15 protein-coding genes are annotated in these 15,695 nt (G+C 76.1%); 5 read left to right on the forward strand and 10 right to left on the reverse strand.

Annotated features, from left to right (window positions below; all coding sequences use genetic code 11):
- The first annotated feature begins 6 nt into the window (after positions 1-6).
- The 3 genes from Ae331Ps2_RS04035 (at position 7) to Ae331Ps2_RS04045 (ending at position 3,743) form a co-directional block, all read left to right on the forward strand.
- The gene (locus Ae331Ps2_RS04035; RefSeq protein ID WP_020625243.1) at positions 7-756 is read left to right on the forward strand and encodes a bifunctional 2-polyprenyl-6-hydroxyphenol methylase/3-demethylubiquinol 3-O-methyltransferase UbiG; all 750 of its coding nucleotides are present in this window, start codon (positions 7-9) and stop codon (positions 754-756) included.
- Positions 753-2,327, forward strand: a complete 1,575-nt coding sequence (locus tag Ae331Ps2_RS04040) for a glycoside hydrolase family 57 protein (RefSeq protein WP_020625242.1) — start codon at positions 753-755, stop codon at positions 2,325-2,327. Before Ae331Ps2_RS04035 ends, Ae331Ps2_RS04040 begins: the two co-directional genes overlap by 4 nt.
- 180 nt (positions 2,328-2,507) lie before the next feature.
- On the forward strand, positions 2,508-3,743 hold the full coding sequence (locus Ae331Ps2_RS04045) for a glycosyltransferase family 4 protein (protein WP_075310606.1): 1,236 nt from the start codon (positions 2,508-2,510) through the stop codon (positions 3,741-3,743).
- Between the two features lie 13 nt (positions 3,744-3,756).
- On the opposite strand, the gene Ae331Ps2_RS04050 is transcribed toward Ae331Ps2_RS04045, so the two are convergent.
- Complete coding sequence (locus tag Ae331Ps2_RS04050) at positions 3,757-4,476, reverse strand: acyltransferase (protein WP_020624509.1); 720 nt, start codon at positions 4,474-4,476, stop codon at positions 3,757-3,759.
- A gap of 80 nt (positions 4,477-4,556) precedes the next feature.
- Between Ae331Ps2_RS04050 and Ae331Ps2_RS04055 the strand changes: the two genes are divergently transcribed.
- Together Ae331Ps2_RS04055 and Ae331Ps2_RS04060 are read left to right on the forward strand one after the other, a co-directional pair.
- Complete coding sequence (locus Ae331Ps2_RS04055; RefSeq protein ID WP_075310605.1) at positions 4,557-4,760, forward strand: hypothetical protein; 204 nt, start codon at positions 4,557-4,559, stop codon at positions 4,758-4,760.
- A 33-nt stretch (positions 4,761-4,793) separates the two neighbouring features.
- Positions 4,794-5,732, forward strand: a complete 939-nt coding sequence (locus Ae331Ps2_RS04060) for a nucleoside hydrolase (RefSeq protein WP_075310603.1) — start codon at positions 4,794-4,796, stop codon at positions 5,730-5,732.
- Between the two features lie 37 nt (positions 5,733-5,769).
- On the opposite strand, the gene Ae331Ps2_RS04065 is transcribed toward Ae331Ps2_RS04060, so the two are convergent.
- From Ae331Ps2_RS04065 to Ae331Ps2_RS04105, 9 genes are all read right to left on the reverse strand, one after another.
- Positions 5,770-7,251, reverse strand: coding sequence for a serine hydrolase (locus tag Ae331Ps2_RS04065; RefSeq protein ID WP_075310601.1), 1,482 nt, complete (start codon positions 7,249-7,251; stop codon positions 5,770-5,772).
- Between the two features lie 11 nt (positions 7,252-7,262).
- Positions 7,263-7,763, reverse strand: coding sequence for a helix-turn-helix transcriptional regulator (locus Ae331Ps2_RS04070; protein WP_020624505.1), 501 nt, complete (start codon positions 7,761-7,763; stop codon positions 7,263-7,265).
- Between the two features lie 43 nt (positions 7,764-7,806).
- A complete protein-coding gene (locus tag Ae331Ps2_RS04075) occupies positions 7,807-8,421 on the reverse strand; it encodes a response regulator transcription factor (RefSeq protein ID WP_075310599.1) in 615 nt (204 codons plus the stop codon).
- Between the two features lie 135 nt (positions 8,422-8,556).
- Entirely contained in the window at positions 8,557-9,162 is a 606-nt protein-coding gene (locus tag Ae331Ps2_RS04080; RefSeq protein WP_075310597.1) for a DedA family protein, read from the reverse strand.
- 137 nt (positions 9,163-9,299) lie between these two features.
- On the reverse strand, positions 9,300-9,953 hold the full coding sequence (locus Ae331Ps2_RS04085; protein ID WP_020624502.1) for a response regulator transcription factor: 654 nt from the start codon (positions 9,951-9,953) through the stop codon (positions 9,300-9,302).
- Positions 9,950-11,125, reverse strand: coding sequence for a MacS family sensor histidine kinase (macS, locus tag Ae331Ps2_RS04090; RefSeq protein WP_075310595.1), 1,176 nt, complete (start codon positions 11,123-11,125; stop codon positions 9,950-9,952). Before macS ends, Ae331Ps2_RS04085 begins: the two co-directional genes overlap by 4 nt.
- Positions 11,122-12,078, reverse strand: a complete 957-nt coding sequence (locus Ae331Ps2_RS04095) for a class I SAM-dependent methyltransferase (RefSeq protein ID WP_075310593.1) — start codon at positions 12,076-12,078, stop codon at positions 11,122-11,124. Before Ae331Ps2_RS04095 ends, macS begins: the two co-directional genes overlap by 4 nt.
- Before the next feature lie 79 nt (positions 12,079-12,157).
- Positions 12,158-12,937: an enoyl-CoA hydratase/isomerase family protein gene (locus Ae331Ps2_RS04100; RefSeq protein WP_020624499.1), complete on the reverse strand. Its 780-nt coding sequence runs from the start codon at positions 12,935-12,937 to the stop codon at positions 12,158-12,160.
- Positions 12,938-12,947: 10 nt separating this feature from the next.
- Positions 12,948-15,665, reverse strand: coding sequence for a helix-turn-helix transcriptional regulator (locus Ae331Ps2_RS04105; protein ID WP_075310591.1), 2,718 nt, complete (start codon positions 15,663-15,665; stop codon positions 12,948-12,950).
- Positions 15,666-15,695 lie beyond the last annotated feature (30 nt).

The following is a 15,695-nucleotide window of genomic DNA, read 5'->3' on the forward strand; positions in this document are numbered from 1 at the left end:
CGGAGGGTGACCAGCAGCCTGCCCCTCACCGGGGAGCGCACCGTCCCGGGCATCAGCCACGAGAACTACTGGTTCCGCCGCCACGAGGTGGTCTACGCGGCCATCGCCGCCGACTGCTCGGGCGGCGTCGTGCTGGAGGCCGGATGCGGCGAGGGCTACGGCGCCGACCTGCTCGCCGGGACCGCCCGCGCAGTGCTGGCGCTGGACTACGACGTGGCGACCGTCGCCCACGTCCGGGCCCGCTATCCGCGGGTCGGGGTGGCCCGGGCCAACCTGGTGGCGCTGCCGGTGCCCGACGGGAGCGTCGACGTCGTCGTGTCGTTGCAGGTCATCGAGCACCTGTGGGAGCAGGAGCGGTTCCTGCGCGAGTGCCTGCGGGTGCTGCGCCCCGGCGGGCGGCTGATGGTGTCGACACCGAACCGGATCACCTTCTCCCCCGGCCGCGACACCCCGCTCAACCCGTTCCACACCCGCGAGCTCGACCCCCGCGAGCTGGCCGGTCTGGTCACCGACGCCGGGTTCGGCCGGGTCGTGGTGCAGGGGCTGCACCACGGTCCGCGGCTGCGCGAGCTCGACGCCCGCCACGGCGGCCTGATCGAGGCGCAGACCGCGCTGGCGCTGTCCGGGCAGCCGTGGCCGCAGGCGCTGGCCGTCGACGTCGCCGGGGTGCGGTGCTCGGACTTCGTGCTGCGCACCGGCGACCAGGCCGACCTCGACGCCTCGCTCGACCTGCTGGTCACGGCGACCCGGCCGTGAGCGGCACGCCCGTCGGGACGTTCTGCCTGGTCCTGCACTCGCACCTGCCGCTGCTGGCCCGGCACGGCCGGTGGCCCGTCGGCGAGGAGTGGCTCTACCAGTCCTGGGCGCACTCCTACCTGCCCGTCGTCGCGACGCTGCGCGAGCTGGCCGACGAGGGCCGCACCGGACTCGCCACCCTCGGGGTGACGCCGGTCCTGGCCGCCCAGCTCGACGACCCGCACTGCCTGCGCGGGGTGCACGACTGGCTCGGCGGATGGACGCTGCGTGCGCATTCGGCGGCGGGCCGGCTGCCCGACCTGGCCGCGCACGAGCACCGGGTGTCGACGGCGGCGACGGCGGAGTTCGAGCGGCACTGGCGCCACGGCGGGTCGCCCGCGCTGCGCGGGCTGCGCGACTCCGGCGCCGTCGAGCTGCTGGGAGGGCCGGCCGCGCACCCGTTCCAGCCGCTCCTCGACCCGCGGGTCCGTGCGTTCTCGCTGCGCGCCGGGCTCGACGACCACGCACTCCGCCTGGGTGCCCGACCGGCCGGGATCTGGGCGCCCGAGTGCGGCTTCGCGCCCGGGATGGAGCACGACTACGCGGCCGCCGGGGTGCACCGCTTCCTCGTCGACGGCCCCGCGCTGCGCGGTGACACCGCGTTCGCCCGGCCGGTGGGGACCTCCGACGTCGTGTGCGTCGGCCGCGACCTGGAGATCACCTACCGGGTGTGGTCGCCCCGCAAGGGCTACCCCGGCTCGGCCGAGTACCGCGACTTCCACACCTGGGACCACGACTCCGGCCTCAAACCGGCGCGGGTCACCGGACGGCGGGTGCCGACCGGGCGCAAGAAGCCCTACGACCCCGCGCTCGCCGCCCGCGCGGTCTCCCGCGACGCCGACGACTTCGTCGACACCGTCGTCGCGCGGCTGAGGGCACTGCGTGCCGAGCGCGGCCGCCCGGCACTGACCGTCGCCGCGTTCGACACCGAGCTGTTCGGGCACTGGTGGCACGAGGGGCCGGCGTGGCTGGCCGCCGTGCTCCGCCGGCTGCCCGAGGCAGGGGTCGCCGTGCGCACCCTCGGCGACGCCGTCGACGACGGGCTGGTCGGCGATCCGGTCGACCTCCGGGAGTCGTCCTGGGGCTCGGGCAAGGACTGGCGGGTCTGGGCCGGGCCGCAGGTCGCCGACCTGGTCGCGACGAACGCCGCCGTCCAGTCCGACCTGCTCGCCGCCCCGCACCCCGGGCCCGTCCGGGACCCGCTGGCCGACCTGCTCGCCGACCAGGCGTTGCACGCCCTGTCCAGCGACTGGGCGTTCATGGTCAGCAAGGACTCCGCCGCCGGGTACGCCCGCTCACGCGCCGCCCTGCACGCCGGGCGGGTGGCCGAGCTGTCCGGGCTGCTGCGCGCCGGTCGGCGGCGGGCCGCTCGGCGCCGGGTCGCGGCCTGGGTGGACGCGCCGCTGCCGACCTTCGGGCACGTGGACGCGCGGGACCTGAGCGGACACGCCGCTGCCACCCTGCCACCGGCCTCCGGACACGTGGACGCGGGACCTGGAGCGGGTCTGACCGCGAACTCGCTTACCCGGTAAGCGAATACGGCGAGGTGGGTGTCCGTGGGCCACCGACCCCGGGCGCCGGACTCACCACCCCGCCGGGCACCGGGTCCACCGCCCCGCCGGGCGCGGCGGGGGCCGCGGGGTCGCGGGGCCCAGCGCGGTGGACGACGCCCCGGGGGTTACCACCGGTCCGGCGTTTGCCAGGATCGGGCGATGCGGGTGCTGATGGTCAGCTGGGAGTTCCCGCCGGTCGTCGTCGGCGGGCTGGGGCGGCACGTGCACGCGCTGTCCCGTGAGCTCGTCGCGGCCGGGCACGAGGTCGTCGTGCTGTCCCGGGCCCCCACCGGCACCGACGCCGAGACCCATCCGACCCGCGCCGAGACCGTCGACGGGGTCCGGGTACTGCGGGTGGCCGAGGACCCGCCGGAACTCGAGTTCGCCGACGACCTGGTCGCGTGGACGCTCGCGATGGGGCACGCGATGCTGCGCCACGCCCTGACAACGCTGCTGCCGGGCTGGCGGCCGGACGTCGTGCACGCCCACGACTGGCTCGTCGCGCATCCGTCGATCGCGCTCGCCGACGTCCTCGGCGTCCCACTGGTCGCGACCGTGCACGCCACCGAGGCTGGCCGGCACTCCGGCTGGCTGCCGGGCCCGCTGAACCGGCAGGTGCACTCCACCGAGTGGTGGCTCGCCCAGCGTGCGGACGAGGTCATCACCTGCTCCGCCGCGATGCGCACCGAGGTCTCGGCCCTGCACGACCTCGACCCGGCCGCCGTCCACGTGGTGCACAACGGCATCGACCCGCGTCGCTGGCGGTCCCGCGCCGCCGCGGCACCGGCTGGCGACGGGCCGCGGATCGTCTACGTCGGACGCCTGGAGTACGAGAAGGGCGTCCAGGACCTGATCGCGGCGCTGCCCAGGATCCGGCGGCGGCACCGCGGGACCCGGCTGCTCGTCGCGGGGACCGGGACCCAGCAGGACATGCTGGTCGAGCGCGCCGCGCAGCACCGGGTGACGCGCTCGGTGACCTTTCTCGGCCACCTGCCCGACGGCGAGCTGACCGCCCTGCTGCGCGGTGCGGACGCCGTCGTGCTGCCGAGCCGCTACGAGCCGTTCGGGATCGTGGCGCTGGAGGCCGCAGCGGTGGGCGCGACGCTCGTCGCCTCGACCGCGGGCGGGCTCGGCGAGCTGGTCCGCGACGGCGAGACCGGTCTCGGGTTCGCCCCCGGCGACGTCCCCGGGATCGCCGACGCCGTGGACCGCGCGCTCGCCGACCCGGCCGCGGCCCGCCGCCGGGCCCGCGCCGCCCGGGCCCGGCTGCGCACCGACTTCGCCTGGCCGGTGATCGCCGGGCACACCGCGCGCATCTACGCCGGTGCCACCGCGGCCGGGCCGAGGGAGCTCCCCCGCCCGAAGATCCCCACCGGGAACCTGTTCGACACCTGAGCCCGCGGGGTGCTCAGGCCCGGTCCAGCCGGGCCTGCAGGGCCCGATCGGCCTTGCGGGCCATGTCGGCGACGGCGGCACGCTCGGCGGCCGCGGCCTCGTAGTCGGCCCGCCGGTCCCGCACCACCCGCGCCGGGGTCCCGACGGCGATCGACTCCGCGGGGATGTCCCCCCGCGCGACCGCGTGCGCCCCGAGCACGCTCCCCGGGCCGATCCGGGTGCCGCGCAGCACCGAGGTCTTCACCCCGAGCCAGCAGCCCTCGCCGATCCGGACCGGCGACTTCACGATGCCCTGGTCCTTGATCGGGCGCCGGACGTCGTCGGTGCGGTGGTCGAAGTCGGTGACGTAGACCCAGTCGGCGACCAGCGTCGTCGCGCCGATCTCGACGTCGAGGTAGCAGTTGACGGTGTTGTCGCGGCCGAACACGACCTTGTCGCCGATCCGCATCGAGCCCTCGTGGCAGCGCAGGGCGGTGCCGTCGCCGATGTGCACCCACCGGCCGATCTCGAGCCGCCCGAACCCGGGGCGGGCCTCGATCGTGACGTCCTTGCCCAGGAACACCATGCCGCGCAGCACGACGTGCGGGTGCCGCAGCCGCAGCTTCGCCAGCCGCCAGTACCGCCGCAGGTACCAGGGGCCGTACGCGCGGTGGCGCAGGATCCAGCGCAGCGAGGTGAGGCTGAACAGCTTCGCCTGCTCCGGGTCGGCGTCGGGGATCGGCGGACGTCGCACCCGCCAGACACTAGGCGTGTGCACCCCTGCGGCGACGGGTACCTCCCGAGGACCGCGATCCCCACCCGAGAGGCCAGCCCGTGAGCGACCACCGCCAGCCCGACGACGGCACCGACGTCGGTACCGACGAACTGACCTCCGGAGGCGGCGGCACCTCCCGCGTCGACGCCGACAAGGCGGGCAACCCCCGACCCGCCGCGACGACCGACGACTCCGGGGCCACCGGAGCGGCCGCCCGCGAGGTCGACGCCGAGCACGAGGACGAGCCCACCCGGAGCGAGTGACCGCCCCGGCGGGCCGGTCGTAGGCTCGCCGGTGTGCCCCGTCCGTTGATCATCTCGACCGACCCCGGTGTCGACGACGCCGTCGCGCTCGTCCTCGCCCTGCGCAGTCCCGAGGTGGACGTCCGGGCCGTCGTCGCCACGTTCGGCAACGTCGGCCTGGACGCCACGCTGCCCAACGCGGGACGGCTGCTCGCCCTCGCCGGGCGGCCGGACGTCCCCCTGGGGGTCGGGGCCGCCCGCCCGCTGGTGCACCGGCGCGAACAGCGGGCCGGGCACGTGCACGGCTCCGACGGGCTCGGCGGGCGCGCCGCGGCGCTGCCGGAGCCGGTCGCGCCGGTGGCCGGATCCGGGGTCGCGTTGATGGCGCGGGTGCTCGAGGAGGCGACCGAGCCGGTCACGATCGCCTCGATCGGCCCGCTGACCGACACCGCGATCCTGCTGGCCGCCCGTCCCGACCTGGCGGGGCATATCGAGCGGGTCGTCGTCATGGGCGGGGCGATCGGCGGCGGGAACGTCACCGCCGCGGCCGAGTTCAACGTCCACGCCGACCCGGAGGCCGCGCACCGTGTCCTCGCCCAGGACCCCGGCGCGGGCTCCGCGCCGGTCGCGCTGGTGCCGCTGGAGACCACGCTGGGCTGTGCCGCGGGCCCGGAGTGGGTCGCCGCACTGGGCGACGCCGATCCGGTCGGCGCCGAGCTGGCCGCGATGATCGCCCCGTACATGCGGTTCTACCGGGGCCGCTACGGCCGCGACGCCGTCGCCCTGCACGACGCGACGGCACTGCTGGAGTGCGTCGCGCCCGGGTCGCTGACCCCGACGCCCACGGCGCTGACCGTGGAGACCGGCTTCGGGCCTGCCCGTGGGGCGACGGTGCCCGCCGAGCCGGGCACCCGGCCGGTGGACGTGCTGTCCGCGCCCGACGTGCCCGCCGTGCTCGACGCGGCACTGGCCCGGCTCACCGCGCGTCGGTAGCCGGCGCGGGCGCTGCTCCCGCGAGCCTCGCGGGGTCTCAGCCCGCCCACACCGCCACGGCGACCAGCGCCGCCGAGAGCCCGAGCCCCGCCCAGGCCGTGACGGCGCGCCCGGAAGGGCGCAGCGGCAGGTCGCGGCCCCGCAGCACGGCGAGGACCAGCGCGGCCGCGGCCGGGGCGAGCACGAGGCCCCACACCCAGCCCCCGACCGAGGCCCACGGACCCCGGTTCCACAGCAGCACCAGCCCGAACACCGCGGTCAGCAGGCCGTCGGCGATCGGCAGCAGGGCCCCCTCCCGCAACGCGCGGCGCAGCGCGAGCAGCGAGAACAGCGCCGCGGCCGCGACCGGCGCCCAGGCGAGGAGGCCCGCGCCGCCGTCGGACGGAGGTGTGCCGAACAGCAGGGTGCCGGCGACCGGTTCGACCCCGGCGGTGGTGTCGCCGAGCACGACCACGGCCCGGCCGCCGTCGCGGTCGAGGGCGACCATGCTGCTGAACCCGGCGGTGCCGCCGTTGTGCCAGACGTAGGGGTGCCGGGCGCCGTCGGCGCCGGTGGCCTCGCTGGTGACCCAGATCCAGCCGATCGACGTGCCGGTCCCGTCCTGCGCGGTCGGGGTCAGCGCGGCGGTCCCCGGTGCGACGCCGGTGAGCTGGGCCGCGGCCCAGCGTGCGAGGTCCTCGACGGTCGAGAAGGTGGAGCTCCCGGCGGGCAGGTAGCCCTCGCCGACCCAGCGCGGCGCGGGGCGCCCGTTGTCGCGGTGTCCGGGGACCGCGGTGTCCGGGACCTGCGCGTCGGTGGCGGCGAAGGTCGTCGTGGACATGCCGAGGGGGCCGGTGATCCGGTCGGCGACCAGCTGCGGGTAGCCGTCGGCGCCTGCGGCGCGGACGAGCGCCGTCCCCAGCAGCGCGACGCCGAAGTTGGAGTACGTGGGCGGCTGCTGCGGGTCCACCGCGGCGGCGCGGGCGTCGTCGAGGAGCTGCGCGGTGGTCGTGGACGAGTACGGGTTCAGGTTCACCGTCGTGGCCAGGGCCCCGGCGGCGGCGGTCGCGCCCAGCGGCGGCAGCCCGGAGCGGTGCTGGGCGAGCGAGGCGAGGGTGACCGCGCCCGCCGGGGTGCCCGCCAGCTCCGGCAGGGCCCGCTCCAGCGGGGCGTCGGGACGCACCTCGCCGCGGGTCACGGCGTCGGCGAACAACGCGGCGGTGAACGTCTTGGTGACCGAGCCGATCTCGAAGGGTGCCCCGGCGTCGGCGGGGCCGAGCCCGGCGGTGGTGACCGTGGTCGGCGTGACCTCGGCGACGGCGAGCGACCGGTAGCCGTCGTGTCCGCCCGCCGCGGCGCGGACCCGCTCGGCCAGGGCCGGGTCACCGGTGGTCTGCGGGCCGAGCCGCCGGTGCTCCGGGCCGGCGACGGCGCCGACGAGCACCGCCAGCACGGCGGCGACGGCGGCGACAGCGGACACGGCCCCGACGCGGTGCCCGGTCCCGGCGGTCGTCGAGGTGGAGGTGGTGGTGACGGTCATCGCGGGTCCCCTCATCGGTGCGCGGCCAGGACTGTGACCAGCAGCGGGACGACACGGGCGGCGGGCACCTCGTAGTGGCCGCGGCGGGTCGAGGCCAGCCACCCGGCGGCGACGAGCTGGCGCAGGTGGTGGTGCAGCTGCCCGGTCGTGCCGACCGAGGGTTGCTCCAGCAGCTGCGCGGTGCCGTGCACCCCGCCCAGCACGTGCTGCAGGATCGCCAGCCGTGCGGGGTGGGCGAGCGCGTCGAGGGTGCCGGCGAGCTCGGACCAGTCGGCGTCGAGCAGCGCCTCGCCGGGGCGGGCGTACTGCCAGCGGACCTCACCGGTGCCGGGGACGGCGACGCTTCCCGCCATCAGGACCGCGCCGGGGCTGCGGGCCTCCAGCTCGGTCAGCGCCCAGAGGACGTCGTCCGCGGGCGCCGCGGGGGTGTCCCCGCCGGTCGGACGGAGTGCGTCCTGCAGGTCGGCGACGGCGCGTTCCACGGCACGCAGCCGGGCGTCGAGATCGGTCACACCACGAAAGTACGGAAATACGCAGAAACGTACAAGCGACGGTTCAGGCGAGCCCGTACTCGATGGCGTGCCGGACGAGCGCCGCGCGGCCGGGCACCTCGAACTTGCGCAGCAGCCGCTGCACGTGGTTCTCGACCGTGCGCGGGGACAGCACCAGCCGGGCCGCGATCTGCTTGGCGGTGAGCCCCTCGACCACCAGCCGCAGCACCTCGGACTCGCGCGGGCTGAGCTCCGGAACCGCGTGCGCGGGGGCCGCGACCGACTCCAGGACGACGTCGGCCAGCCCCGGGGAGAACGCGGGCCGCCCGGCAGCGGCCGCGGCGGCGACGGCGGCGAGCTCCCGGGGGTCCGCACTGGTCGCGACGCCGGTCGCGCCGGCCCGGACCGCGTCGAGGACCCGGGCGTGGGCGGCGACCGCACCGGCGACGGCGAGCACGGCGACGGCCGGGACGCGCGCGAGCACCGCGGAGATCACCGCGGGCGCCACGCCCTCCGGGCCGGTCAGGTCGACCAGGACCAGGCCGGGCCGGGCGCGGTCGACCGCGGCCGCGGCCCCCTCGGCGGGCGCGGGCGGCACGTGGGCCACGACCTCGACCCCCGGCGGCACGACCGGCCGCCCCACCGCCACCGCCGAGATCCGCTCGCCGTCCTCGTGCACGTCCTCAGCTCTCCCCGCCCCGTTCGTCCGGACGGCTCAGCTTGCCATGTGCCGCAGCGCAGGAGACCGTCCGAACGGCGCGGGACGCAGGTTCGACGCGAACGGGTCGGGCGCCCGTCGGACCGGCCGGACCGGTCAGACCGCGACGACGGGGCGGCGCAGCCGCAGCAGCGCCCTGGCCGCGGCGGCCACGGACGCGACGAGCGCCGCGAGGACGACCCCGGCGAGCACCGACATCAGCGGGTCGCCGTGCGTGATCGGTCCGACCAGGACACCGATGCCGGTCATCCAGGTGCTCCACACCAGCGCGCTGGCGACGGTCACGGGCAGGAACGCGCGCAGCGGCAGCCGGACCCGGCCGGCCGCGGACACGCTCGCCAGCCGTCCGCCCGGCAGCAGCCGGGTCGCGACCAGCGCGGTGATCGGCCGTCGGTGCAGGTGGCGGCGGATCCAGGCACCGGTCCCGTCACCGCGACGGGTGGCCCGGACCACGGAGTGGGAGCTGCGTCCGGCGCCGTAGAGCAGCGCGTCGCCGAGCAGGGAGCCGACCACCGCGGCACCGAACAGGGCCACGATCCGCCACCGGTCGCCGTCCGCCAGTGCGGCGGCCGTGGCGCTGAAGAGCACCGGCTCGCTCGGGAGGAACGGGAACGGCCCGTCGCACATCACGGCGACGGCGAGCAGGGGCACCAGCCAGGGGCTCTGGAGCAGGTACCCGATCAGCGCGCTCGGGTCGGTCACAGGCGTCTCCGGGGGTCGCGCGTCGGGGGCTGCTCCGAGTCTGCCGGGTCCCGTGACCTGTTCGTGATGGGGGTGTCCCCCGTTACCGTTTGCCGCCGTTCACCGCGGGGAACCCACCGTGCCGCTCCCGGACGGGCTCAGTCGGCGAGTCCCTGTTCGATCGCGTAGCGGACGAGCTGGCTGCGGTTGTGCAGCTGCAGCTTGCGCAGGGTGTTCTGCACGTGGCTCTCGACGGTCCGGTGCGAGACGACGAGCTTCGCCGCGATCTGCTTGGCCGTCATGCCCTTCGCGACCAGGCGTAGCACCTCGGTCTCCCGCTCGGTGAGCGCCGGGACCGACGGCGCGCCGTCGGCGGGGCGCGGGGCGTCGGCGAGCCGCCGGTACTCCCCCAGCACCAGCCCGGCCAGCCCCGGGGTGAACACGGCGACGCCGTCGGCGGTGCGCCGGATCGCCTCCAGCAGTTCCTCGACCCCGGCCGACTTCACCAGGTAGCCGAGCGCACCGGCCTTGACCGCCTCCAGGACGTCGGCGTGCTCGCCCGACGCGGACAGCACCAGCACCCGGCTGTCCGGGCTCTGCTGTCCGATCGCGGCGATCGCGTCCACGCCGGAGGTCGCGCCCAGGTTGAGGTCCATGAGGATCACGTCAGGCCGCACGGCCGTCGCGATCCGGACCGCGGCGGGCGCGTCCGGGGCCGTCGCGACGACGTCGAGGCCGCGCTCGGCGAGGTCGCGGGCCACGCCCTCGCGCCAGATCGGGTGGTCGTCGACGACCATCACCCGGATGCTCATGTGTCCTCCCTGGGGACCCTGATGACCCATTCGGTTCCGATGTCCGGTCCGGTGTCCAGCGTCAGTGTCCCGCCGATGTCGCCGACGCGGCCACGGATCGAGCGGGACACCCCCATCCGGCCCTGCGCCTCGGCCTCGGCGAGGCGGCCCTCGGGGATGCCGGGGCCGTCGTCGCGGACGCTGACCTCGACCGCCCCGGGCAGCTCCTCGACCAGCACCCAGGCGCGCGCGTCCGGGCCCGCGTGCAGTGCCACGTTCGCGAGCGCGGCCCGCACCGCGCCCTCCACCTCGTCGACGACCGGCCCGCTCAGCTCGACCGGCCGTCCGGGGGCCGAGACGGTGACCCGGTCCGAGGCGAGGATCCGCAGCGCGGCGGCGAGGTCGCGGCGCCCGGACGCGTCGGTGGTCCCCGACCCGGACAGCAGCGCGCGCAGCGCGGTCTCCTGCTCCCCGGCGAGCACACCCAGCTCGGTCGCCCCGCCGCCCAGCTCCGCACCGCGGCGCTGGACGTGCGCCAGCACCTGCAGGACGCCGTCGTGCACGGCCCGGGTGAGCCGCTCGCGTTCGGCGGTCGCGGCCTGTTCGGCGACGAGGCGGCGCAGCCGGGCGGCGGTGCGCTCCAGCACGTGCGCGGCGAACCCGACGGTCAGCCCGGCCAGCAGGAGCAGCTGCATGTCGCCCAGCTCCAGCACCCCGAACCGCTGCTTGGACAGCACCAGCGCCACCGTGATCACGGCGGCGGCGAGCACGCCGCCGGTGATCCGGAACGCGACCGCGCAGGCCAGCACCGCGCCGGAGGTCCAGATCGACCCCATGCCGGGACCACCCTCGTCGAGGTGGGCGACGCGCACGACCAGTGGGGTCGTCGCCATGACCGCGACGCAGACACCGAGGTCGGCCAGGGCCAGCAGGCCGCGGCGGTCCGGGGCGCCGGGCAGCCCACCGAGGTAGCCCCACGACGTCACGGCCGTCCACGCCACCATCACGCCGAGCACGGCGACCGCGGCCAGCGGGCGCTCGTAGCCGGTGCGCAGGTGGTAGAGCGTCACGCCGACGACGGTCAGCAGGGTCAGCAGGCGGTAGGCGATGACGCCGCGCCAGAACGGCTCCAGCGGGTGCTCCACGTCGTCGAGTCTGACGGCGAGGGCGCCCCGGCGGGGCCGAACGCTCATCTCGGCTTCGTCCCGGTGATCAGCGCGTTGTAGAACCAGCTGCGCGGCACGACATGGGTGAGCAGGTGCTCGTCGAGCCAGGACAGCCGCTGCCAGCCGTGGTAGGCGAACATCGCCCAGTTCCACCCGAGTCGCCCGGGCGGGACGGCGGCCTCGAAGGTCCGCACCGGCCAGCCGAGCATGGCCGCGGCGAACTCCTCGGTGTGCGCGGCGACGCCCTCGGCACCGGCCCGGCGGGCGGTGGCCTCCAGCGCGGCCGGGTCGAAGGTGTGGATGTCGACCACGGACTCCAGCGCGGCGGCACGCGAGGACTCGTCGAGCTCGTGCTGCGGGCGGCGCCAGCCCCGCAGCGGGCCGAGCTTGGTCAGCGTGGTGGTGGCCTTCCAGGTCCACTGCCCGAGCGTGCGGGCGTAGGCGTCGCCGACGGTGGTCGGCTCGCCCCCGAACACGAACCGCCCGCCCGGCTCCAGCACCCGCAGGACCTCGCGGAACGCGGCCTCGACGTCGGGGATGTGGTGCAGCACCGCGTGCCCGACGACGAGGTCGAAGCTGTCGTCGGGGAAGGGGATGTGCTCGCCGTCGACGACGGCCCCCTCCACCTCCAGCCCGAGGTGCTCGGCGTTGCGGGTGGCGGCGGCGACCATGCCCGGCGAGAGGTCGGTGACGACGCCGCGGTCGGCGACGCCGGCCTGCATGAGGTTCAGCAGGAAGAACCCGGTGCCGCTGCCCAGCTCCAGGGCGCGCAGGTAGGGGCGGCCGTCCCACGGGGCCGCGGCGCGGAAGCGGCCGACGGCGTAGTCGATGCAGCGCTCGTCGTAGCTGATCGACCACTTCTCGTCGTAGGTGCCCGCCTCCCAGTCGTGGTAGAGCACGTTGGCGAGCTTCGGGTCGTGCCAGGCCGCCTCGACCTGCTCGGCGGTGGCGTGCGGGGTGGGCGCCGGGTCCGAACTCATGAGTAGGAGTTTTGCAGAACGGCGCCGCCGACCCGCTCCCCGCCCGGGCGCGTCGCGCGTCCGGGCGGGGCGGTGCGGCTCAGCGGCCGGTGAAGGTGGCCTTGCCGGGGCCGTTCTCGACGAAGCTGGCCATGCCGGCCTTCGCGTCGTCGGTGGCGAACACGCCCGCGAACAGCTCGGACTCGATGTCCAGGCCGGTGCGCAGGTCGGTGTCGAGGCCGTTGTCGATCGCCTTCTTCGCGGCGGCGTAGGCCAGGGCGGGGCCCGCGGTGAACTGCTGCGCCCACGCAACGGCGCGGGTGTAGACCTCGTCGGCGGGCACGACCTCGTCGACCAGGCCGATCGCCAGGGCCTCGTCGGCCTTGACCATGCGGCCGGTGTAGATCAGGTCCTTGGTGCGGGACGGGCCGATCAGCCGCGCGGCGCGCTGGGTGCCGCCGCCGCCGGGGAAGATGCCGAGCAGGATCTCCGGGAAGCCGAGCTTGACGTTGTCGCCCGCGATGCGGCGGTCCGCACCGAGCACGACCTCCAGGCCGCCGCCGAGGGCGTAGCCGGTCACCGCGGCGACCGTCGGCTTCGGGATGGTGGAGATCGCGCCCAGCCCGGCGGAGAGCTTGCGGGCCTGCGGGGCCATGTCCGAGTAGGACATCGACGCCATCTCCTTGACGTCCGCTCCCGCGGCGAAGGTCTTCTCCCCGCCGTGGACGACGACCGCACGCACGTCGGCGCGGGTGGCGGCTTCGTCGGCCACCTCCAGCAGCTCGCCCTGGATCTGGCGGTTCAGGGCGTTCATCGGCGGGCGGTCGATCCGGATCGTCCCGACGCCGGCGTCCACGGACAGGCTCACGAATTCGGTCACGCAGCGGACTCTAACGGGCCCCGACGCCGGGTTCCCACGGCTCGGGAGCCAGCCCGGTGAGCCGGCCCGCCAGGTGCGCGACGACCAGCTCGCGCCGGTTGCGGCAGCCGGTCTTGCCGAAGAGCCGGGTGAGGTGGTTCTCGACCGTCTTCTCGCTCATCGTGATCCTGGCCGCGATCTGCCGGTTCGAGCGGCCCTCGGTGATGAGCTCGACCAGCTGCATCTCCAGCTCGGACAGCCGCTGCTCGGTGAGCTCGGGGGTCCGCACGGCGATCCCGTACCGCGCCATCGCCCGCCGCACCGAGCGCCGGAGCCGGACCGCCTTCAGGTCGTCGGCGATGGCGAGCGCCTCGTGCAGCAGGGGCTCCGCCTCCTCGGCCCCGACGACGTCGGCGGCCTGCAGGCACGCCTGTGCCAGGTCCGGCAGGCTGCCCCGTTCACGCCACCACGCGACGCCCCGGCGGGCGGCGGCGGGGTCGTCGTGGAGCATCGCCCGGATCAGATCGCCGTACTCCGGGCCGACCGACTCGGGCTCCGCGGCGACCGCCTCCTCGACCGCCTCGCCGATCCGGCGCCGCCACCCGTCGTCGCCGCTGCTGCGGGCGAGCATCGCCAGCCAGTTCAGGACCTCACCGGCGTGCGGCCCCGGGGAGCCGCGCCGCAGCTCGCGGCAGTACACCGCCCAGGTCAGGGGCAGCGCCTCCAGCGGGTTCTCCCCGGTGTAGGCGAGCCGCGCCTGCGCCCACTCCCGCAACGCGGGCACGGCGGTGTCGGTGTCGGTGTCGTCGAGCTCGGGGATCATCTGCGCCCACGCCAGTGCACGCCGTTCCCGGCCCCGGTAGCGATGGACGGCCGCGGCGGCCAGCGCCGCCCACGGCCGGGAGACCAGGTCCGCGGACTCCTGGGTCTGCAGCAGCCGGGCCGCCGACAACGCCCGGTTCCAGCGCCCGTCCCCGTAGGCGATCATCATGCGCTCGAACGCCGCGAACGGGCCCTCGGCCGGCGGCCGGTAGCCGGGTCCCTGCAGCCACCGGAGCAGCGGCACCAGCCGCCGCCGGGAGTACGCGTGCCGGACGTCCGCGGGCACCCGCAGCGAGTCCGCGGACAGGTCCCGCAGCGTCGACACCGGCCCGCCGGGCGCGAGCGGCGCGAAGCCCCGCACCAGCTCACCGATCGAGAGGTGGTCACCGCGCCACCAGCGCTCGCACAGCTCCAGCGGGCAGTAGGGGTCCCCGATCCCGGCCAGGGCCGAGCGGACCGGCGTGCTCACCCGGCGGCCGAGCTGCAGGGCGGCGAGCGCGGCGGCCGCGGTCAGCTCGGTGCGGGAGCCCGTCGTCCGGTACCCACCCTCGTCGACGGCGTCGGCGACGAAGTCGGCCAGCTCGTCGAAGCGGCCCGCGGCCCGGGTCGTGCGGATCAGCTCGGTCTGCACACGACGCCGGCCGTGTCCGGGCCCGGCGTGCCGCCACGCGGACCGGAGACGGGTGATCGCGCGGTCCGGGTCGCTGTCGGCGACGCGGACGGCCTCGTCGTGCAACACGACCGTCAGCCGCTGCTGGGCGGGCCACGCCGTTCCGGCCGCGGCGACGTGGTCGGCGAGTGCGGACAGGTCGTCGCGGCCGCTGAGCTCGACCGTGGACTGCAGCCGGCGGCCGATCCGCACGTGCAGGTCGCGCAGCGCGTCCTCCCCCAGCCCGGCCCGCACCGTGGTCCCCAGCGCCCGGCACAGCGGTGTCAGGCGCCCCCGGAAGTCGCACTCGAGCGCGGACTCCGCGGCGAGGGCGTCGACGACGGCGCCACAGCCCACCGCGGTCCGCCCGGTCGCCCCGGCGACGGCGTCGAGGTCGGCGATCCGGAGCCCGGTGGGGCCCGCCGCGAGGGCGACGAGCTCCTCCGCGACACGACCTGCGGTGCGCACCGCCTCCACCAGGAAGTGCCCGGTCGGGAGCCCGATCGGCGCGCGGTCGTCGCGGAGGCAGAGGTTGCGGTCCACGCGCACGACACGGTCGTCCGCACGCAACGCGGCCAGGGTGGAGATCAGGGTTCCCGGGCACCCGAACAACAGCCCGAGCGCGCCCCGCAGGGCGTCGACGAGTCCCGGGTCGACCGGGCCGCCCGCCGCCCGCCGCAGGATCTCCACCGATGCCTCGTCCGGCAGCATCGGGAGGTCGATGATCTCGTCGGCGACGTCACCGACCTCGGCGACCTGCTCGGTCGGGAGCTGTGCCGTCCGCGTCGCGGCGAGCACGCGGTGCCCGGCGCGTCGGGCCTCCGCGAGCACGAACAGCGGAGCCTCGACGTGGTCGGCGTCGTCGACGGCGACGGTGACCGGGCCCCGGGCGCCGACCGCGGCGAGGAGGCGACCGGTCTCCGCGCGCAGCCGGGAGCGCCCGGCGATCGACTCGTAGGTCTCGGCGGTGGCCAGGTGGCGCACCGACCGCATCGCCCCGGGCAGTTCGAGCCCGGGGTCGAGCTGCTCGAAGGATCGACGGACCGCGGCCAGCAGCGGGCGGACCCCGAACCGGTCCCAGTCCGCGTGGTCCTGGACCGCGTCCACGAACAGGACGGTGGAACCCGACTCGCGCAGCTCGTCACCGATCCGGGTGAGCAGTGCGGTCCGTCCGCTGGAGGTGGGGCCACGGAGGACCGTCAACGACGCCCCTGGAGTGCCGCGCAGAGCGTCCAGCACCTCGTCCCGACCACAGAGCTCGATCCGTTCCCTGCCCACGTCACCGTCCCTGTCGTGCGGCCCTGTCAT

It is taken from the genome of Pseudonocardia sp. Ae331_Ps2, assembly GCF_001932405.1.
Classification (GTDB): Bacteria; Actinomycetota; Actinomycetes; order Mycobacteriales; family Pseudonocardiaceae; genus Pseudonocardia.

Coding starts and splice junctions, on each gene's coding strand:
- Ae331Ps2_RS04045 (WP_075310606.1), top strand. CDS start 2,508: ATGCGGGTGCTGATGGTCAGCTGGGAGTTCCCGCCGGTCGTCGTCGGC.
- Ae331Ps2_RS04065 (WP_075310601.1), bottom strand. CDS start 7,251: ATGACCGTCACCACCACCTCCACCTCGACGACCGCCGGGACCGGGCAC.
- Ae331Ps2_RS04085 (WP_020624502.1), bottom strand. CDS start 9,953: ATGAGCATCCGGGTGATGGTCGTCGACGACCACCCGATCTGGCGCGAG.
- macS (WP_075310595.1), bottom strand. CDS start 11,125: ATGAGCGTTCGGCCCCGCCGGGGCGCCCTCGCCGTCAGACTCGACGAC.
- Ae331Ps2_RS04095 (WP_075310593.1), bottom strand. CDS start 12,078: ATGAGTTCGGACCCGGCGCCCACCCCGCACGCCACCGCCGAGCAGGTC.